19 protein-coding genes are annotated in these 20,072 nt (G+C 67.8%); 14 read left to right on the plus strand and 5 right to left on the minus strand.

Features of this window, described 5'->3' with window-relative positions:
• Positions 1-11: 11 nt before the first annotated feature.
• The 7 genes from OXF11_11060 (at position 12) to OXF11_11090 (ending at position 6,905) form a co-directional block, all read left to right on the plus strand.
• Positions 12-758: an iron-containing redox enzyme family protein gene (locus OXF11_11060; GenBank protein ID MCY4487636.1), complete on the plus strand. Its 747-nt coding sequence runs from the start codon at positions 12-14 to the stop codon at positions 756-758.
• A gap of 36 nt (positions 759-794) precedes the next feature.
• Positions 795-1,649 (plus strand): hypothetical protein, encoded by an 855-nt coding sequence (locus OXF11_11065; GenBank protein ID MCY4487637.1) that lies wholly within the window; start codon positions 795-797, stop codon positions 1,647-1,649.
• 19 nt (positions 1,650-1,668) lie between these two features.
• On the plus strand, positions 1,669-2,292 hold the full coding sequence (locus OXF11_11070) for a cyclase family protein (protein MCY4487638.1): 624 nt from the start codon (positions 1,669-1,671) through the stop codon (positions 2,290-2,292).
• 133 nt (positions 2,293-2,425) lie between these two features.
• Complete coding sequence (locus tag OXF11_11075) at positions 2,426-3,376, plus strand: D-2-hydroxyacid dehydrogenase family protein (GenBank protein ID MCY4487639.1); 951 nt, start codon at positions 2,426-2,428, stop codon at positions 3,374-3,376.
• A gap of 30 nt (positions 3,377-3,406) precedes the next feature.
• Positions 3,407-4,312, plus strand: a complete 906-nt coding sequence (locus OXF11_11080; GenBank protein MCY4487640.1) for an NYN domain-containing protein — start codon at positions 3,407-3,409, stop codon at positions 4,310-4,312.
• A 19-nt stretch (positions 4,313-4,331) separates the two neighbouring features.
• A complete protein-coding gene (locus OXF11_11085; GenBank protein ID MCY4487641.1) occupies positions 4,332-5,708 on the plus strand; it encodes an MFS transporter in 1,377 nt (458 codons plus the stop codon).
• Positions 5,709-5,741: 33 nt separating this feature from the next.
• Positions 5,742-6,905 carry an MFS transporter gene (locus tag OXF11_11090; protein MCY4487642.1) on the plus strand — a complete coding sequence of 388 codons (1,164 nt, stop codon included), beginning with the start codon at positions 5,742-5,744 and terminating at the stop codon, positions 6,903-6,905.
• A 50-nt stretch (positions 6,906-6,955) separates the two neighbouring features.
• Here OXF11_11090 and OXF11_11095 read toward each other — a convergent pair whose 3' ends face one another.
• Complete coding sequence (locus OXF11_11095; protein ID MCY4487643.1) at positions 6,956-7,267, minus strand: type II toxin-antitoxin system RelE/ParE family toxin; 312 nt, start codon at positions 7,265-7,267, stop codon at positions 6,956-6,958.
• A gap of 2 nt (positions 7,268-7,269) precedes the next feature.
• Positions 7,270-7,533: an antitoxin gene (locus OXF11_11100; GenBank protein MCY4487644.1), complete on the minus strand. Its 264-nt coding sequence runs from the start codon at positions 7,531-7,533 to the stop codon at positions 7,270-7,272.
• A 165-nt stretch (positions 7,534-7,698) separates the two neighbouring features.
• Here OXF11_11100 and OXF11_11105 point away from each other — a divergent pair, with 165 nt between their 5' ends.
• The 5 genes from OXF11_11105 to OXF11_11125 all read left to right on the plus strand — a co-directional run bounded on the left by OXF11_11105 (position 7,699) and on the right by OXF11_11125 (position 13,278).
• Positions 7,699-8,541 (plus strand): xanthine dehydrogenase family protein subunit M, encoded by an 843-nt coding sequence (locus tag OXF11_11105; GenBank protein ID MCY4487645.1) that lies wholly within the window; start codon positions 7,699-7,701, stop codon positions 8,539-8,541.
• Entirely contained in the window at positions 8,538-10,871 is a 2,334-nt protein-coding gene (locus OXF11_11110) for a xanthine dehydrogenase family protein molybdopterin-binding subunit (protein MCY4487646.1), read from the plus strand. Before OXF11_11105 ends, OXF11_11110 begins: the two co-directional genes overlap by 4 nt.
• Before the next feature lie 20 nt (positions 10,872-10,891).
• Positions 10,892-11,359: a (2Fe-2S)-binding protein gene (locus OXF11_11115; protein MCY4487647.1), complete on the plus strand. Its 468-nt coding sequence runs from the start codon at positions 10,892-10,894 to the stop codon at positions 11,357-11,359.
• A gap of 64 nt (positions 11,360-11,423) precedes the next feature.
• Entirely contained in the window at positions 11,424-12,470 is a 1,047-nt protein-coding gene (locus tag OXF11_11120) for a hypothetical protein (protein ID MCY4487648.1), read from the plus strand.
• Positions 12,471-12,516: 46 nt separating this feature from the next.
• Positions 12,517-13,278: a 3'-5' exonuclease gene (locus OXF11_11125; GenBank protein ID MCY4487649.1), complete on the plus strand. Its 762-nt coding sequence runs from the start codon at positions 12,517-12,519 to the stop codon at positions 13,276-13,278.
• A gap of 4 nt (positions 13,279-13,282) precedes the next feature.
• Here OXF11_11125 and OXF11_11130 read toward each other — a convergent pair whose 3' ends face one another.
• From OXF11_11130 to OXF11_11140, 3 genes are all read right to left on the minus strand, one after another.
• The gene (locus OXF11_11130) at positions 13,283-14,551 is read right to left on the minus strand and encodes an MFS transporter (protein MCY4487650.1); all 1,269 of its coding nucleotides are present in this window, start codon (positions 14,549-14,551) and stop codon (positions 13,283-13,285) included.
• Positions 14,552-14,561: 10 nt separating this feature from the next.
• Positions 14,562-15,443, minus strand: a complete 882-nt coding sequence (locus OXF11_11135) for a DMT family transporter (protein MCY4487651.1) — start codon at positions 15,441-15,443, stop codon at positions 14,562-14,564.
• Between the two features lie 117 nt (positions 15,444-15,560).
• On the minus strand, positions 15,561-16,622 hold the full coding sequence (locus OXF11_11140) for an ornithine cyclodeaminase family protein (protein ID MCY4487652.1): 1,062 nt from the start codon (positions 16,620-16,622) through the stop codon (positions 15,561-15,563).
• Between the two features lie 188 nt (positions 16,623-16,810).
• Between OXF11_11140 and OXF11_11145 the strand changes: the two genes are divergently transcribed.
• Both OXF11_11145 and OXF11_11150 read left to right on the plus strand, forming a co-directional pair.
• Positions 16,811-17,893 carry a tricarboxylate transporter gene (locus OXF11_11145; protein MCY4487653.1) on the plus strand — a complete coding sequence of 361 codons (1,083 nt, stop codon included), beginning with the start codon at positions 16,811-16,813 and terminating at the stop codon, positions 17,891-17,893.
• Positions 17,894-18,078: 185 nt separating this feature from the next.
• Complete coding sequence (locus OXF11_11150) at positions 18,079-20,067, plus strand: tripartite tricarboxylate transporter permease (GenBank protein ID MCY4487654.1); 1,989 nt, start codon at positions 18,079-18,081, stop codon at positions 20,065-20,067.
• Positions 20,068-20,072 lie beyond the last annotated feature (5 nt).

Here is a 20,072-nt window from a genome sequence, read left to right on the forward strand (position 1 = left end):
TGGAGAGAGAGATGGAAGTGCTCGCGCCGGAAGCGCTGGTCGACGACCTCCGTGTGGTTTTGCGGGGCCGGTATCCGGTGCATCCGGTGCGGCGACTGCTCCTGGGCGGAGACCTCACCCGCGAGCAGTTGCAGGGCTGGGCCAAGAACCAGTTCCACGAGTTCCGCCACATTCACCGGTTCTTCGGCATCCGCTACCAGAAGTGCCCCATCCAGGCGTTGCGGCGCATGCTGCTGGAGAACATGGTGGAGGAGGAAGGCGAGGATCTGTTCGGCGGCGAATACCCCAGCCACGCGGAGCTTTGGACCCGTTTCGGCGAGGGCATGGGCATCCCGCGCGAGGAAATGCAAGGCTACGAACCCCTGCCGGGAATCAAGGCAGCCCTGGAGATGTACGTGCAACTGGTGCAGCAGAGCCACTGGGCCGTGGCCATCGGCACCGGACTGGTCTTCGAGGGGGAGGGCCCCAAGCGCATGGGCGAAGAACGGCAGGCGCTTGAGACGAATTACCCCTGGATCCCTTCGGAGGCTCTGGCGTTCTTCCGGGCACACGAGTACCATGACGAAGGACACGGAAACTTCATCGTGGATGTGATCAAGGACCATATCATGGACGCGGGGCTTCAGGAGGAGATGCGCGCGGCCGTGAGAACCCGGGTGGACATCATGTGGCTGCAGAACGAGTCCATCTATCAGGCCTTCGTGCGCCCTCAACTCAGCCCCGAAGCCGCCGGCCGGCTGGAGGCCGCGGCCAACTGACCCGGCGGCCGCTACCGGCCGCCAACGACCACGCCGATGAGCTCGTTGTTCGGCAAGACGATCACGTTCCTGGTACTCGTGGTGGCCACGGTGACGCTGGGGTACACCGCGTGGGAGATCCGCGAGCTGAAGGCCTCTCTCGCCCGGACGGCCCAGGGCAATGAAACCAACATGACCGAGATGATGATCTCGCTTGCCCATGCCGAAGGGCAGCTCGCGCGGGTGCGCGAGGCGGTGGAGCTGCTCGGAGCCGCCGGCTTGTCCGAGGGCCCGGAGAAGACGGCGTTGGAGGGCAAGCTTGCGGCCGCGCTATCGGCCGCGCAAAGGGAGGTGCTGCAGCAGGAGTTGAAGAAGTGGGCGCGACAGCTCCGTGATCAACGGGACAAGAGTCTCGCCGCCGTGCGCGAGAGTCTCGAGCGGGAGGTGGGTCGCGTGGCGCAAGGGAACCAGCAGTTGTCGGCGCTCGTTGAAAAGAACCGGGGGAGCCTGACCCAGCAACTGAAGGACTTGGGAACGAGTCTCGCCAAGCCCCCGGGCGCCACCGCGCGCCAGGACCAGACCCTGGCGAATCTGGAAGAACGGCTGGTGGGTGTGGCGGAAACGGTGGCGACTCAGGGGCAGGCCCTCGCCCGGCGCAACGAACGTGACGACAAGCGTTGGGAGGAGCTTGCCCTGGCCCTGGAGGAGAGCATGAAGGCTACCCAACGGCGTTACGCCGAGGTTGCGGCGCTCCTGAAGGCGCAAAGCGACGGCGTACCGAAGCCCGTCAATGCGGCCGAGCCCGTGCAGGAAGAGCCGGAGGAGGCGGCGCCGGCCGACCGTGTGGACCAGGAGCGGCTGGCCGAATTCTGTGCGGAAGTACCCCAATCGGCCATGTGCAAGGACCTGTAGCGACAGTCCGGAAACGAGGATGCAGTACTACGACATTTCGCTCAAGCTCAGCCCCGCCAGCGCGCGCTGGGTGACCGCGGCGCCTTTCGAGTTGCTGGACCGCAGGCGCATGCAGCGCGGCGACCACAACAACTCGTCCAGCGTGAACATGAGCGTCCACAGCGGCACGCACATGGATGCGCCGTTCCATTTCGTTCCCGAGGGCGCCTCCATCGACGAGTTGCCGCTGGAGCTTTTCATCGGGCCGGCGCTGGTGCACGAGGTGGATGCGCACCGCTACATCACCGCCGAGCATGTCGCACAGCTCCCGCCGGGCGAGCGTGTCCTGTTCAAGACGAGCAACTCGGAGCTGCTCCGGCGCGCCGCGTATGACCCCGACTTCGTGGCCTTCTCGGTGGAAGCGGCCGATGCCCTGGTGGCCAAGGGCTACCGGCTCGTGGGACTCGACTACCTCTCGGTCGCCCACGCGGACGAGCAGGTGCCGGTGCACCGGGCCTTCCTGGACCACGGACTCGCGCTGCTGGAGGGCGTCGACCTGACGGATATCCGCCCGGGAGCGTACGAACTGATCTGCTTTCCCGTCTGTATCGCCGGCGCGGACGGAGCTCCCTGCCGCGCCGTTCTCCGCGATCTCGAGTCCTGAAGAACTTGTGGGACTTCCTGGCCTGTCGCGTATCATTGGCCTGCCCGGTCGCGCCCTCCGCACTTGGAGCGACGAACGCGGGAGCAGGCCGTGCGCCTGTGCGCGAAACACGTGAAAGGTACACATGAGCAAGTTGCACGCCGCCTTCCTGGATGATTATCAAAGCGTCGCCCAGTCGCTCCTGGACGCGCGGGAGCTCCCGGAAGGCTTGGAGGTGACGGTCTTCCACGATCATTTGAGCGACGAGGACGACCTGGCTGAACGGCTGCGGCCGTTCGACGCGGTCTGCGTCATGCGCGAGCGCACGCCCTTCCGGCGCACGCTCCTGGAGCGCCTGCCCAACCTGCGGCTGCTGGTCACGAGCGGCATGCGCAACGCGTCCATTGACCTGGACGGCGCGCGCGAAAGAGGCGTGACCGTGTGCGGCACGCCCAGCGTGGGCGCGCCCACCGCCGAACTCACCTGGGGCCTGATCCTCGGACTGTTGCGCCACATCCCGCGGGAAGACCGGGCCACGCGCGCGGGTGGCTGGCAGGAGACCGTGGGCACCGGCCTTCCCGGCAAGACCCTGGGCGTGGCCGGCCTGGGCAAGCTCGGCGCCCGCGTGGCCCGCGTGGGCCTCGCCTTCGACATGGACGTCGTCGCATGGAGCCAGAACCTGACCGAGGAGCGTTGCAGTGAGGTGGGCGTGACCCTGGTGAGCAAGGAGGAGCTGCTGGCGCGCTCCGACGTCCTCACCATCCACCTGGTTCTGAGCGACCGCACCCGCGCCCTGTTCCGGGGCACCGACCTGGCGCGAATGAAGCCCACGGCCCTAGTGGTCAATACCTCCCGCGGCCCCATCATCGACGAGGCTGCCCTGGTGGACGCCTTGCAACGCGGAGTCATCGGTGGAGCCGGCCTGGACGTCTTCGACACGGAGCCCCTGCCGCTGGATCATCCGCTTCGGAATTGCGACAACACGATCATCACGCCGCACCTGGGCTACGTGGAGGAGGCGAACTACGGCGCCTACTTCGACGGCTACCTCGCCGCCATCAAGGGCTACATGGAGGACTCTCCGGTGAACGTGGTGAAGAGGTGAGCGGTGGCTGAAAAGAACCAACACGACAACATGACACAGACCGAAAACCTGGCGCTCTACTGCGACTTCGAGAACATCGCCATCGGGGTGCGCGATGCGCGCTACGCCAACTTCGACATGCGCAAGGTCCTCGACCGGCTACTGGTCAAGGGCAAGATCGTGGTGAAGAAGGCGTACTGCGACTGGGAGCGCTATCGCGAGTACAAGGCGGCCATGCACGAGGCCTCCTTCGAGATGATCGAGATCCCCCACGTGCGCCAGTCGGGCAAGAACTCCGCGGACATCCGCATGGTCGTGGACGCCCTGGACCTGTGCTACACGAAGTCGCACGTGGACACCTTCGTGATCATCAGCGGCGACTCCGACTTCTCCGCGCTGGTGAGCAAGCTGCGCGAGAACAACAAGGTGGTCATCGGCGTCGGCGTGAAGAACTCCACCTCGGATCTGCTCATCGCCAACTGCGACGAGTTCATCTACTACGACGACCTCGTGCGCGAGTCGAAGCGCCGGGGCGGCGCCAAGCGCGAGCGCACGGGGCGCGCGCCGCGCAAGACCGCCGCCGCGCCGGCGGAGGGAAAGGTGCCGCCGGAGGGGAAGGCCCCGGCCGAGGAGAAGGTTCCACCGGAAGAAAAGGCGCCGCCGGAGGAGAAGGCCCCGGCCGAGGAAAGGGAGCTGAAGGAGGCCCAGGAGGCCCTCGACCTGGTGGTGGAAACCGTCGCCCACCTGTTCGACGAGCGCGGCGCCAAGGACACCATCTGGGGCTCCATGGTCAAGCAGACGCTCAAGCGCCGCAAGCCCGGTTTCAACGAGCGCTACCACGGCTTCCGATCCTTCGGGAAGCTGCTGGAAGAGGCCCAGTCCCTGAACCTGCTGAACCTCGAGGCGGACGAGAAGTCCGGCGACTACGTGGTCAAGGGAGTCGTCCAGGACGACTGACGCATGCACGGCTGGAAACATGCGGGCCGAGGCTCGTGAAATCCGGGTGTTGAGCGTCCTTTCCGCCGGCACCTTCCTGTTCTTCAACAGCTACGGCAGTATTAACGTCGCCGTCCCCATGATCCAGGCCGAGTTCGGCAGCAGCCTGTCGGCGGTGCAGTGGATCGCCACCATGGGCTTGGTGCTGTCCTCAAGCGTGGCCCTGTGTCTGGGCAGGGCAGGGGACATCCTCGGCCGCAACCGGCTCTACAGGGTGGGGGTGTCCCTCTACGGCGCGGGCGCGGCGCTGGTCGCCGCCTCGCAGACATTCGCGCAATTGATCGCTTGCCGATTGGTCATGACCGTGGGTCTGGCCATGGCCAACCCCATGTCGACGGCCATCACGGCCACGGTCGCACGGCCGGAACGGACCGGCTGGAGCCTGGGTGTCCTGTTGTCGGCGGCGGGGATCGGACGCGCCACCGGACCGGCCCTGGGCGGTTTCTTCATCCATGTGGCGGGCTGGCGCTCGGTGTTCCTGGCCAACGCCGCCATCGGGATGGCGGTCAGCGTAGCCGTCTGGCTCATGCTGCGAGACCGGGAGCAGCGCAGCCGCGAGCCCTTCGACTACCCGGGGGCAGCGGCCCTGATCCTGGGTTTTCCGTCGGTCCTGGTGGGGCTGAGCGTCGGCGCCAACAGCGGTTGGCGTTCGCCCTTCATCGCCGGGTGGTTCCTTCTGGGCGGCGCCGGCATGGCGGCCTTCCTGCTGCGCCAGTTCCGGGCGCGGCGGCCGCTGATCCCGTTGCAGGTGATGACGAACGTCCCTCTGGTGTTGGCGTTCCTCGCCATGGTGCTGTTCTCGGCGGCCTATTTCCCCATCTTCCTGCTGTCGCCTCTGTACATGCGCAACGTGCTGGACGTGACGCCGCTCCACCTCGGGCTCATTCTGACGACGTTGCCGGTGGTGGCCGCGGTCTGCTCGCCCGTGAGCGGACGTTTGTCGGATCGCGTGGAGCCCTGGATGCTGGTGGCGGGGGGACTGGTGGCGGGCGCGGCCGGGATCGTCGCCTACGCCGGCTTGCAAGACGGATCGAGTCCGGCCATGGTGTTGCTGGCCCTTGCACTGGTGGGGACCGGCGTGGGCGTCTTCCTGCCGGCGCATCAGAAGACGGTGTTCGGGCTGGCGCCCCGCGAACACTACGGTCTCGTCGGCGGGCTGCTCTCGGCGTGCGGCCCGGGGGCGGGTGCCCTGGGCATCGGGCTGGCCGTGGCGCTGATGGAAGGCGCGGGTGTGCCGGGGTTCGTGGCCGCGCAGCGGGCCGCCATGCTGTGGTTGCTGCCGCTGCCTTTCTTCGCGCTCGGCCTTGTCCTCGTCGGGCGCCTGCGCGGATGGGGAAGGGGCGACGGCGCCGACTGACGCCACGGGCGATGAGGAATGAGGCGCGTTCCGATGGGAATCTCTTCCAACCTGCTGTACTCCCTGGCGTCCATCTGCATGGCCTCCGGCGCCATCGGCAGCGCCATGCTGGCGCCGTTCTACATGCACGCCAAGGGATTCCCCGTGTCCGTGGTGGGCATGCCGCTGGTGGTCAACGGAGTCGGCGCGCTGTGCTCGGACGTGTTGTCGGGCACGCTGGCGTCCTATTTCCGCTCAAGCTTTCTCTTGCTGGGCTCGGTGCTCGTGGCCGTGGTCACGGGCCTGTTGGGCTACGCCTTCCGGGACAATCTGGCGGTGTTCCTGGTGGCCTTCGGCATCATCGGGCTCACCGAGGCCATGTTCAGCCTCGCCATACGGCGCATCGTGTTCATGCAGTCCACGCCCGAGCAGCAGGGCAAGGCGCAGGGGCAGGTGGCCGCCGCCCTGGGCCTGGGTTTCGCCCTGGGACCCACCATGGGCGGGTTCGTGGGCGAGTGGTGGGGCCTCGACAAGCTCTTTCTGGTGGTGGCGGTGCCTCAGAGCATCGGATTCGTCCTCCTTCTGCTGGCGCGTGGACACCGCACCGAGAAGCCGGTGGAGCGCGGATCGATGCCCCTGTGGCGCGTGGGCAAGGGGCTCCTGGCCCAGCCGGCGTTTCTCGGCGCCTGCCTCGCCATCTTCCAGTCGTTCCTTTGCCTCATCGGCGTCACCCGCATCGCCTTCCCGTTCCTGGCGGTGCGCCGCGGCCTCACCCTCGACATCATCGGCACCATGGTCAGCATCTCGCGTCTGGCCGACACCGCCGGAAGGCTTACCGGAGGATGGCTGTGCGACCGCGTTGGCACCCGCACGGTGATCCTCCTGGGCGTCTTCGTCACCGTCCCCGCCTTCGTCCTGCAGGTCTTCGGGCAGAGCTACATCGCGCTGGTCGTGCCCCTGTGTCTGATGACCGCCGGCTTCGGCCTCTCCAACGTGGGCTCCACCACCCTGGCCCTCCAGGTCGCCGACGACTCCGGCAAGGGCGTCGCCCTGGGGCTCATCCGCGGCGGCACCTCCGTCGGCCGCATGATCGGCCCCCTCCTCGCCGGCATCCTCGTGGCCGACCTGGGCTTTCACTGGGGGTTCGTGGCGCTGGGGGTGATCTCGTTCGCGATTGGCGGAGGAGTGGCGGGGCTGTTCCGGCGGCAGCGGAACTGATCGCCGTATCAAATGGCCTAAAACCCTACGCCGCAATGATGGACTCCACCTTAGGGGGTCAGGCGCCTTTGGAGGCGCGCCGTCAGGTCCATGCGTTCGTGCAGGAAGGCGATGATGACGGGTTTTCCACCGGTCGGGGTCAGGAAGAAGACGTAGTGGTGTTGGCACCGCATGACGTACACTGATGGATGGTGTTCCGAAAATGTCCGGGATACGGTGCTCCCGTCGCCGATGGCCTGGCAACAGGTTGCCAGTTGGCGCGCGTAGCGTTGTTGCTGGCGCCGACCCCACCGGGAAAGGGTGTGACGGGCAATGTCGCGCAGGTCGGAAGCCGCGGCGGAGGTCAATTCATAGGGCAACATGCCTACCGGTAGTCACGCCGGACGGAGGCAAATATCTGCTCCACAGAGTCCTCGACCACTTCGCCGCGCTCCGCCTGGGCTATCCGAGGCTCTAGAAACGCTTCCAGCCGGCGCAGGGTATCCTCTTCGGACAAGGACTCGGTCTGCGGCAAATGAGGCAGCGTCCGTTCAAGGATGTAGTCCTTGAGGGTCTGGCCGTGCAGGGCGGCGATGGCTTTCAGTTGCTGATGCTGTTCGGAGGTCAACTCAATGGACAAGCGGCTCATGGTTACATCCTTCCACGTGGTTACCTCACATTTCACACAAAACCCGATAAATGTACAGATGTGTTCTTGTTGACAGGCGATCATCTTGACGGGAGCCCTTACGGCGGGTTGCCAGATCGAGTCAACACTGGTACGCGTGCGTGTGTGAGCAGGTGAACAAGGACCATGCGCAACTTCGACCTCATTGAACCCAAGACCGTCACCGAAGCCTGCAAAATGCTGGATGTCGGCGAAGACGTCCGGCCGGTGAGCGGCGGTACGGCGCTCCTCATCCTCGTCAAGCAGGGCCTCCTCCGCCCCGAAACCCTCGTCAATCTCAAGAAACTGGAAGGCGTTAACGCCATCACGCGTGACGGCGCCGGGGCGGTGCGCATCGAGGCCATGGCCACGATCCACGAGGTGGAGACCTCGGCGGTGGTGCGGGAGCACTTGCCGGTTGTGGCCGCGGCCTGCCACCAGGTGGCGAACATCCGTATCCGCCATCTGGCCACCATCGGCGGCAACTTGGCGCATGGCGACCACCAGTCGGATCCGCCGGGGGTGTTGGTTGCCCTCGACGCCGAGGTGGAGCTGACCGGCACCCGTGGCACGCGCGCCATGAAACTCGCGGACTTCCTCCTGGGCACCTACGAGACGGCGCTGGAGCCGGGGGAGATGGTGACCGCGGTGACGGTGCCGCCGGTGCGCGGGCGGTTGGTGGGCGACTACCTCAAGTTCACTACGGGCTCGTCGGAGGAGCGGCCGTGCGCGGGCATCACCGCATTGGTGCGGCTGGAGGGGGACCGTCCGGTGGAGGCGCGGCTCGCGGTGGGGGCGGTGGCGGCCCGGCCGCTGCTTCTGCGCGAGACGGATCCCACCGAAGGGGTGCTGCAACGGATGGCCGAACGTGCCGCGGAGGAGATCGACCCGATCCCCGATCTGCGCGGGTCGGCGGCGTACAAGCGCCACTTGGTGCGGGTGCTGGGGCGCCGCGCCCTGGCCGCGGCGTGGCAGGAGGCGTGCCCGTGAGCGCCGTCGGGACCGACGTCCCGCGGGTGGACGGTAACGCCAAGGTCGCCGGGTCCGCCCAGTACACCGCCGACATCGAGCTTCCGGGCATGCTCCATGCCAAGGCCCTGCGGAGCCCCCACCCGCACGCGAAACTCGTCAGCGTCGACGTGAGCCGTGCCGCGGCCTTGCCCGGCGTCATCGCCGTCGTGACCCGCGACGACCTCGATGGTCTCAACCCCTACTACGGCGCGGTGGTGGAGGACCAGCCCGTGCTGGCCATCGACCGGGTGCGCTGCGTCGGCGACATCGTGGCGGCGGTGGCGGCGGAGGAGCGCGAGATCGCGGAGGAGGCGGTGGAGCTCATCGAGGTGGAATACGAGCCTCTGCCGGCGGTCTTCGACGTGGTGGCGGCGGCCGGGCCGGCCGCGCCCATCATCCACGAGGAGCGCTTCGAGACCCAGGCGGCGGTCTTTCGGGAGCAGCTCAACCTTAACGCCGGCGGCAACGTGTGCAGCGTGTTCCGGGCCGGGGACGGCGACGTCGACGCGGGCTTCGCCGAGGCCGACGAGATCTTCGAGAACACCTACAGCATGCCGCCGGTGCAGCATGGGCACATCGAGCCGCACGTGGCCACGGCGCTGTGGGAATCCCCCAACCGGCTCGTGGTGCACACGCCGTGCCAGAACGCGGTGGGGCTCCAGGAACAGTTGGCGCGCATCTTCGACCTGCCCGAGAGCGGCGTCCGCGTCGTCGTGCCGTTCGTGGGCGGCGGCTACGGCGGCAAGACCCACGCCCGTCTGGAGCCGGTGACGGCGCTGCTGGCGCGCAAGGCGGGCCGGCCGGTGCAGTGGGTGCTCACCCGCGAGGAGGTGTTCCTCACGGGACGGCGCTACGGCGGTTTCGTGCGCATGAAGACCGGCTTCAAGCACGACGGCAGCCTGGTGGCGCGGGAGGTGGAGGTCTTCTACGATCTGGGCGCCTACGCCCTGTCAGGGCCGGCCAACGCCAAGACCGGTTCCTACGTGGCCAGCGGACCGTACCGGGTGCCCAACCGCCGGCTCACCACCTACGCGGTGTACACGAACCTGCCGCCGGCGGGGCCCTACCGCGGCGTCGGCGTGCCGCACACGGCGTGGGCCTACGAGTCGGAGATGGACCGCATCGCCAGGCATCTGGGCATGGACCCGCTGGAGCTGCGGCTCAAGAATCTGCTGCAGGAAGGCGACATCTTCGTCACCGGCGAGTCACTGGTGTCGGTGGGCGTTTCCGACTGTCTCCGGCAGGCCGCGGCGGGTATCGGCTGGCGCGGCCGAGAGGAACAGGCCGACGAGGCCGGCCAGGGCACGCTGCGGCGCGGCAAGGGCCTCGCGGTGATCATGAAGAGCACCACGACGCCGACGGCGTCGGCGGCCAGCGTGCGCTTGAACGGCGACGGCTCGGTGATGCTGCTCACCAGCAGCACCGAGATCGGCCAGGGGGTGCGCACCTGCCTGGCGCAGATCGTCGCCGACCGCCTGGGCTTTCCGGTGGAGCGGGTCACCGTGTCCGCGCCCGATACCGACGTGACGCCCTACGACAAGTCCACCAGCTCCAGCCGCACCACCTTCCACATGGGCAACGCCGCGCTGCGGGCGGCCGAGGATGTGCGCGAGCAGCTTCTGGAGGCCGGCGCGGAGGCGCTGGAGGTGGACAAGGCCGATCTCGAGCTCGGCGCCGGCGGCGTGAGCGTCCGGGGCGTGCCCGACCGGAGTCTCACGATTCCGCAACTGCTGCGGGTCAAGTACGGCGATTCCGTGGGCAGCATCTTCGGGAACTGCAACTTCCAGGTCAAGGGCGGTCTCGATCCCAAGACCGGCAAAGGCAAGGCCGCGGCCTTCTGGTTTTTCTCGGCGTGCGCCGCGGAGGTGGAGGTGGACGTGGAGACCGGCAAGGTGCGGGTACTCGACATCGCCACCTCGGTGGACGTGGGCAAGGCCATCAACCCGCTCCAGTGCTGGCTCCAGAACGAGGGCTCCATGCTGGAGGCCCTGGGCGCGGCGTTCTTCGAGGAGATGGTGTTCGAGCAGGGCCAGCCGGTGAACGGCACCCTGCTGGAGTACATGCTGCCCTCCATGGAGGACCATCCGGAGCGCTTCCAGTCGCTCCTGGTGGAGAACCCGCACCCGGACGGCCCTTTCGGCGCCAAGGGAGCGGGCGAGGCGGTGATTCCGGCGGTGGTCCCGGCTATCGGCAACGCCGTGGCCAACGCGCTGGGCGGCGTCAACATCACCGAGTTGCCGCTCCGCCCGGAGCGCATCGTGGCGGCGCTGGCCGAGCGCGAGGCCAGCGCATCCGGGGAAGAAGGGTAGGGAGAGAGCGAGAGGGAGCCATGCGACATCTCATCACCGCCACCGTCAACGGACGCGAACGCGAGCTTTCGGTCAAGTCCAACCAGACCCTGCTGGACGTGTTGCGCGACGACCTGCGGCTCAAGGGAACCCACGAGGGTTGCAGCGTGGGCGTGTGCGGCTCCTGTACCGTGCTGGTGGACGGAAAGCCCGTCAGTTCGTGCCTGATGCTCGCCAGCAACGCCGAGGGACGCGACGTGCTCACCATCGAGGGGCTCAGCCGGGACGGCAACCTCGATCCCGTGCAGCAAGCGTTCCTGGACCGCCAGGCCTTCCAGTGCGGCTTCTGCACACCGGGCATGATCATGGCCGTCAAGGGCCTCCTCAGCGAGAACCCCAAGCCCGACGAAGCCGAAGTGCGCGACTACCTGTCCGGCAACATCTGCCGTTGCGGCACCTACGTCGAAGTGATGGCCGCCGTCGAAGACCTGACCGCGAAACCGCAATGACGATTCGGGCGGCGGTGGCGGGGTCGCGGGTTGGCCCAGCAGGATACGAGTCGGAGGTAGGGCCATGACCGAACGCATACTGGCGGGAACGCAGGAAGGCCTTCAAGTGTGGCGCAACCGGGGTCGCGGTTGGGAGGAGTTGGAGGTGGCGCTCCCTCCCGGCACGGTGGATGCCATTGACGGCCCGGCGCAACGGCCCGGGACCGTTTACGCCAGTGTGGCGGGAGAGGGGCTGTGCCGCAGCGACGACGGCGGGCAACGCTGGCGCACCGTCTTCTCCGGCAACGTGCGCGCCGTGACCGTCGACCCCACCGATCCGAACGTGGTCTACGTCGGCACCGAACCCATCCACCTGTTCCGCAGCGAAGACGGCGGCGACACCTGGGAGGAGCTGTCCGCGTTGCAGGACATGCCGTCCGAGGTGCGCGCCAAGTGGACCTATCCGCGCCCGCCGCACCGCGAGCATGTCCGGCACATCTTCGTCGCGCCGGACGATCCCCGCACCCTCTACGTGTGCCTGGAACACGGCGGTATCGTGCGCACCTTCGACCGCGGCGCCTCCTTCGAGGACGTCAGCGGCGGCATCGATTATCTCGACATCCACCACATCAGCACCACGCAGGCGGCAACGGGGCCCATGTTCGTGGCCACCGCCCAGGGCTTCTTCCGCAGCGCCGATCCGGGCGCGGGTTGGCAGCGCGCGGAATACGGCATGACCCGGGACTACTTCCATGACTTCGTCTTCCTGCCGGGAGACCCTCCGGTGGTGCTGGTGGCCACCGCGGACAAGTCGCCGGGCTACTGGGACCGTCCCGAGAAGGCGCAGGGCGCGCTGTTTCGCAGCCGCGATCTCGCCGAACGCTGGGAACGGGTGGGCGTCGACCGCGGGCTGCCCGACCACATGCTGCAGATGGTATGGGCGCTGACCCAGCATCCCGAGAATCCGGTCCGCGTCTACGCCGGCCTCGGAGCCGTCTCCCGCGGTCGTTCCGCCGACGCCGGCCAGAAGGGCAAGGGCGACATCCTCGTCTCCGAGGACGAGGGCGAGTCCTGGGAGCGCCTGCCGCTGGAGTTGCCGGCCGACCGCGTGCTGCTGGTGCGGCCGGAGTAGGGCCGAGGCGCCGCTGTCCCGGCGACGGATCCCGTCAGGCAATGCGATGACCTACGCCGTCTTCGACATAGAGACCCGCATCGACAAGGCTCTGGTCAAGTCGGTGTACGCTCCCAACGATGACGTCTCCGACCGGGTCGCCTACGAGCGCCTGCGCGCCGAGCGCGTGGCGGAGACCGGCAGCGATTTCCTTCCGCTCTCCTTCCACGTACCCATCTCCATCGCGGTCGGCATCGTGAACAACGACGGCGTGCTCGCCAGCGTCGAGACCCTGTGCGCCGACGACTACGGCGAGGAGGCCATCGTCCGGGACTTCTGGGAGCGGGTCGAACGCTTCAACGGCACGCTGGTGTCGTTCAACGGCCGCAACTTCGACCTCCCCGTCCTGGAGCTCCACGCCCTCAAGTACGGCTGCCGGGCGCCGCGCTACTTCAACCAGCGTTTCGGGCACCGCTACCGCTACTCGGAGGACGGCCACTACGACCTCTACGAGTTCATCGGCAACCACGGCGTCAACCGCATCCGCGGCGGCTTCGACCTCCTGTGCAAGCTCATCGGCCTGCGCGGCAAGGGCAACATCGACGGCTCCATGGTCCAGGACATGTGGGAGGCCGGCCGCCTGGCGGAGATCCACGAGTACTGCCGCCAGGACGTCATCCAGACGTACTTCCTGCTGCTCCGGGTGGAGCGGATGCGCGGCCGCATCGACGAAAGCCAGTACGAGGCAGCCTGGGCGGCCACCGAACGCTTCCGCGAGCAGCTCGAAGCGGCGGACTCCTCCGAGGACGACGGTCCGACCGGACCGTGAGTTGTCACCGCTCCAACGTCTCTTTCGCTACGAACGCCAGCAGCACGGTCGCCACCCACAGGATCGGGGTCAGGGCGAGGAAGGGCACGCCCGGATAGAACGCGTTGGCGAGCATGCCTCCGGCCAGGGGGGCGCCGAGGCCCGCCAGGTCGGCGATGGTGCGGCGCATGGCCTGGAGGCGGCCGCGCACGTGCTGCGGCGCCACATCGTAGGTGGAGGTGGCGAGGCAGCCCAGGGAGAGGCCGTTGGCTATGCCGAGGATCGATAGCAGCACAGCCAATTGCAGGAAGGTGCTGCACAGCGGAATGGCGACGAAGACCACGGCGGGAATCACGGTGCTCGGCACCGTGGCCCATTTTCTCCCCACCTTGTCGAGCACGAAGCCCGCGGGCACGATCATGAAGAAGACCACCAGCCCGGAGATGGAGAAGAGCGCCCCCACTTCCACCGGAGTGAAGCCCAGGTACGCGCCGGCGTAGAGCGGCAGCATGCTCTGGAGGGTCAGCCGGAACATCAGGCTGGCGGCCGTGGCCACCACCAGGACGGAATACGTGGGACGGAGTGACGGCTCCACCTCGCGGTAGAGGCGGACCAGGCGTCCGGGCCAGTGGCGCAGGCTCAGGCTGCTGGAGACGGCCCGCGCGGGGGCCCGCGGCGCCGCGCTCCGGACCGCCGGCTTGTCCACCGCCAGGCCGCAAAGGGTCGCGAGCGCGGAAACGACGGCGGAGGCGATGAACACGGTACGGAAACCCGCGGACACGGTGAGGAAACCGCCCACCAGCGGTCCCAGGGTCACGCCGCTGTGGTGCACGCCGTGGAAACCGCTCATGACCCGGCCGCGCTGGTTCTGGGCGGTGAGGTCGATGCCGGTCACCTCCCGCCCCATGGCCCACACCGCGTCCGCGGCGCCGATGACGAACAGCGCCAGGAGCAGTCCGGCGAAGGAGGGGCTCAGAAACGCTGCGATGGCGGCCACGCCGGTGACGGCGGCGCCGCCCACCATCATCATGCGCGGGCCGACGCGGTCGAGCATGATGCCGCTCACGGGCGTGCCGCAGAAGCGGCCCGTGGCCCAGGCGGTGACCGTCTGGGCGGCGGCACCCATGGAGATGTCGAAGGAGCCGGAAAGCACCGGGATGGTGGGCAGCACCATGCCCCAGGCGAGCCCGGAGAAGAGGGAGCTGCCGTAGAGCAGCACGAAGTTGCGCAGCAGGCGCGGTGCGAGCCAGGCCACCTTCAGGGCACCTTCCAGTGGCCGGGGTGGTCGCCCCATGCGGCGTCCCTCATCGCGGCGCGCCTCCCAGGGTGATGGCCAGGGTCCCGGCCACCACCGCGAGGCTGCCGCCCACGGTGCGCCGGGTCACCATCTCGACGCTACGCAGGAAGACCACGGCATAGAGCAGCACCCACATGGGCTGGGTGGCCACCATGGGCGTGACGAGCACCACCGGGCCGACGCTGAGGGCGGTGACGAACAGCAGGAACCCCAGGTTCTCCAGCAGTGCCGCGATCACGAACGGTCCCAGGGACTCCCGGTTCCACACCGGCCGGGTGGGTGTTCCCGGCAACGCCAGGTAGCCGCCGAACGTCGTCAGCGACACGGCCCCGACGATGGCCGCGAACAGGATCGGGTAGCCGGCCCCCTGCAACGAGTAGCGCGCGATGTTGTGCACGGCCGCGGCGCTGAAGGCGCCGCCCAGGGAATAGACGCCGTGCCACCAGCGGGCGCCGGCCCGCCGTTCTTCGTCGCGCCACGAGATGAGGGTGATGCCCGCCACGACCAGCACGATGCCGGCGAGGACCGGCAGGGTAGCGTTCTCGCCCAGGAAGGTCAGCGCCAGCAGGGTGCTGAAGAGCGGGTGGGTCGAGCGCAGCGCCGTGCCCCGGGCGGCGCCGATGTGCGCGATGCCGGTGTAGGTGAGCCAGCGCACCACGGGCATGAGAAACCCCACGATCACCGCCGGCCACAGGAACGCGGCGCCTACGGCCGGCACCCCGGTGAACAGTGCCACAAGCGTCCACAGCACCACGGTCTGCGAGATCAGTGAGAGCAGCGTGACGGTCGTGGCGTTGGAGTACTGCAGGCCCCGGCGCGCGGAGACGATGCTGATGCCGTAGGTCCACGCGGTGAGGAGGCCGATGGTTTGGGGCAGGAATTGCGTCATGGACGAGGGAGCCCACGCCACGCCCCCGGCGGGACAGGGCCGCCGGAACGGCACCGCGAGGTCCCGCGGATCCTCATCCCTCGGACCGCACGAAACACGATTGCACGTGACAGGTCACTAGTTCCGGATGTCCTGCTGGAACCACTCCAGCGGCAGCTCGTGTCCGAGGCCGTTATCCTTCGCGTAGCGGTAGACCAGGTAGCCCACCGCGGCGAACTGGATGCCGGCGGAGAAGTTGTGGTGCAGCGTGGTCTGTCCGTCGTTCTCCCGCCCCGGCTTCTCGCCCATCAGCACCTCGGACAGCGTGGTGTGGTTGCGGTCGGTGTAGCGGCGCATGTAGTTCTTGTCGATGGGGCGCCGGTCGCGTTCCTCCTGGGTGCCCAGGGCATAGTTGAAGACCGCTTGGTTGGAGGTCCCGATCACCACGTCCGCCTTCTCGTAGGTCTCGTCCTCGAGTTCCTCCGGACGCACGTCCACGACGTGCATGCCGGTCTGCAGCCAGTCCGCCTGGAACAGCGGCACGCGCGAGTCCGTGCAGGTGGCGCCGACGTCCGCGCCGCTCATGGCCTCCCGCGCGGAGTTGACCGCGGTGACCCTGATTCCCAGCGCCTCGGACATCTTCTTCGCGTAGGCCTCGCGGTTGGCCTGGGTGGGGCTGAAGACCTTGATGTGCTCGATGGGGCGCACGGCGCACGCGGCCATGGCGTAGGTGCGCGCCATGGCGCCGGAGCCCAGCACTCCCATGACCCTGGAGTCGGCGCGGGACAGGTGCTTGACCCCGACCCCGGCGGTGGCGCCCACCCGGTAGCTCTGGAGATAGCCGTCGTTCATGATGCACAGCAGTTCGCCCGTGCGCGTGTCCACCAGCAGGATGATGCCGCAGTACTTGCCCGGCTCGACGTTGAACCAGTGCTCGGTGACGGCGCCGTTGTATTCCTGCCAGGTCATGATGTCGAGCTTGAAGCGGAACGCCAGGATGGGCGGGTCCTTGATGGCGCCCAGCAGCGAGCCCCAGCGGAAGTAGTCGCCCACGGTGGCGGTGGGGGACCACAGGTCGGTGCGCGGCTGGAAGGCGGCGTTGCCCTCGGCAAGCTGCCTGAGCGCGTCTTCCATGGCCTCGACGGCGTCGTTCATGTTGAGCGCCTGCTCGGCGATGCGGTTGTCGATCATCAGGGGCATGGGTGTTCTCCAGTGGTTGGGCGATGCTGCTGCCTTTCTGCTAGCAGCTTTGCGCCGCGGGTGTCCACCCGGGCCGATCCGGCGCATGCCGTCATCCGCCGCGGGTTGCGGCGACCGACGGGCTCCGTTAACCTGCAACGCATCATTCTCGAGCGGTGCCACCGCTATCCGAATCGGAGGACACGTATATGTACAAAGGCAGTCGTTATTTCTTCTACGGGTTGGTGATGGCCATCTCGCTGACGTTCGCGTGGCCGGCATCCGACGTCGCCGCGGCGGACATCAAGGGCAAGATCGTCACCTGGACGATTCCCTTCAGCGAGGGCGGCGGGTCCGGACGCTGGGCCCGTTTCGTGGAGCCGTTCCTGCGCAAGCATAGCGGCGCCGACGTCCGCCTGAAGTTCGTTCCCGGCGGCGGTTCCACCAAGGGCGCCAACCTGTACGCCAAGCGCGCCAAGCCCAACGGGCTGGATCTGTTGGGCACTTCGGGCTCCACCCAGTTTCCGTTCCTGCTCGGCGACAAGCGCGTGAAGTACGACTACGGCAAGTGGCGTCCGTTGCTGGCCTATGCCACGGGCGGTGTTGCCTACACCACGCCGAAGCTCGGGGCCAAGACGGCCGCCGAACTGGTGGCGAAGAAGCCATCGCTCAAGTATGGCTCCCAAGGCGCCACGTCGCTGGACCTCGTCCCGCTGCTGGCGTTCGAGATGCTCGGCCTCGACGTGAAGGCGGTGTTCGGCATGAAGGGCCGTTCCGCCGGCCGCAAGGCGTTCATGACCGGCGAGACCACCATCGATTACCAGACCTCCGCGGCCTACCTCTCCAAGGTGACCCCGCTGGTGAAGGAGGGCAGCGCGCTGCCGGTCATGTCCTGGGGCACCCTCGACGACAAGGGCAACCTGATCCGCGACCCCAACTTCCCGGACCTGCCGCACTTCGCCGAGGTCTACGAGGAGGTCCACGGCAAGAAACCGTCCGGCATCTGGTTCGACGCGTGGAAGGCTTTCTTCACCGCCGGTTTCCCGGCCCAGAAGTTCGTGGTGGTCCCCGAGGGGACGCCGGGCGACGTCGTGAAAGCGTATGAGGACGCCTTCAACAAGATGCTGGCGGACCCCGAGTACATCGCCAACAAGGACAAGAAGATCGGCACCTACGACCAGGTCACGGGCGCGGCCGCCGCGCTGAAGTTCAAGGCGGCGACACAGGTACCGGCGGAGGCCAGGAAATGGGTGCGGAACTGGCTGACGACCAAGTACAACGTGGTGTTCTGACGGCTCGACTTGAGTGGTCGCGCCCCGCGGGGCGCGATCGCACTCGGACGGGTCTCCGACCCTGACGGCGAGGGCGGCCGGCCTTGTACGGCCGCCCTCTTTCGTTTAGAGCTCGGAAGGAGGCGGGGTGTTCCCGTTGCCGACCGACCCCGTGCAGCGAGCCGAAGCGTAGGAGGCCCGGCGGAATGCTCGACGCGCTGATCGAAGCCTTTTCGACCCTGCTGCAGGCCCAGCACATGGCCTTCCTGGTGGTGGGCGTGCTGCTGGGTTTGGTGGTGGGCATCTTCCCCGGGCTCGGCGGCATCGTCGGCCTGTCGCTGCTGATCCCCTTCCTTCACGGCATGGATCCGGTGTCGGCGCTCGCCATGCTCGTGGGCCTGGTGGCGGTCATCCCCACCTCGGATACGTTCACATCCGTGCTCATGGGCATCCCGGGCTCCAGTGCGTCGCAGGCCACGGTGCTGGACGGGTTCCCGCTGGCACGCAAGGGCGAGGCGGCCCGCGCCCTTGGGGCGGCGTTCTCGGCGTCGCTCTTCGGCGGGCTGTTCGGCGCGGTCATCCTCACCTTCTTCGTCCTCATCGCCAGGCCCGTGATCCTGTTCTTCACCACCGCTGAGCTGTTCATGCTGGCGGTGCTGGGCATTTCCATGGTGGGGGTGCTGTCCGGCAACTCCATCTGGAAGGGCGTGGCCTCCTGCGGCCTCGGACTGGTGGTCGGCGCCATCGGCGGCGCTCCGGCCACCGGCGAGGAGCGCCTCGTGTTCGGGGTGGACTACCTGGCGGACGGTATCCCGCTGGTGGTGGTGGGGCTCGGCATCTTCGCGCTGCCGGAGGTGGTGGACCTGCTGCGCGGCGCCGGCGCCATCTCCCGTGCGCACGCGCTGGGGAAGGGTTGGCTGGACGGCCTGCGGGACATGATCCGCAACCGCTGGTTGTGCCTGCGCTGCGCCGGCATCGGCACGCTCATCGGCGCCATTCCCGGGCTCGGCGGCTCGGTGGTGGACTGGATCGCCTACGGTCACGTGGTGCAGACCGCCCAGGACAAGTCGCAGTTCGGCAGCGGCGACATCCGCGGCGTGCTCGCGCCGGAATCCGCCAACAACGCCAAGGAAGGGGGCGGGCTCATCCCGACGCTGCTGTTCGGCATCCCCGGGAGCGGCAGCATGGCGGTGTTCATCGGCGGGCTTGTGCTGATAGGGCTGGAGCCGAGCCCGCGGATGCTCACGGCCGAGCTGTCCACCACCTACACCATCGTCTGGAGCCTCGCGCTGGCCAACGTGGTGGGCGCGGGACTGTGCCTGTTCCTGTCTCCGGCCATCGCGCGCCTCACCACCATCCGCTATCACTTGCTGGCGCCCTTCATGCTCATGGTGATCTCCTTCGCCGCGTTCCAGGCGAGCCGCGACATCATGGACTTCGTGGCGCTGGTGGCCATCGGCCTGCTGGGAGTGGGCATGAAGCGCTTCGGCTGGTCGCGGCCAGCCATGCTCATCGGCTTCGTGCTCGCCGACCAGATCGAGACCTACCTCTACCAGGCGATCCAGTTCCACGAATGGGGCATGGCCACGCGTCCCGGCGTGCTGATTATCGGCGCCATCATCGTCGTGTCCATCTGGCTCGGCGCGCGCAACCGGCCCGACGGCGAGCCGGCCGCCGATACGGCGCAGCGGCACGCAAGGGACATGACGCCGCAACTGCTGTTCGCCGGCTTCGTCGTGGTCGTTTTCGCGGTCGCGCTGGCCGACTCCCTGCGGCACACCCTGCTTGGGGCGGTGTTCCCGGCCAGCGCGGCGGCGGTCATGCTGGTGGCTGGGCTGTTGGTGCTCTACGGCATCTGGCGCAGCGCCGGCGCGCCCACCCCGTACAACGAAGACGCGGAACGGCCGGGCATCGAAGGACACGACACTCCCGAGAAGGGAATCTGGTATTACCTGAACTGGCTGCTGGCGCTCTTGGGGGTGACGGCCGTGACCGGGTTCTTCATTTCGCTGAACCTGTTCTTCGTGGCGTTCCTGCGCCGGGAAGCGAAGGTAAGTTGGGGCGGCATCGTGGTGCTGACGGTCATGGCGGACCTGATGCTGATGTTCCTGTCGTGGCTCATGACGCTGGATCTCCCGGAGGGGTGGTTGCAGCACGCCGTCGCCGATCTGCCCTGGCCCCTGGGGCCTATCTAGGGTGA

Source organism: Deltaproteobacteria bacterium (genome assembly GCA_026712905.1).
GTDB lineage: Bacteria > Desulfobacterota > Binatia > UBA9968 > JAJDTQ01 > JAJDTQ01.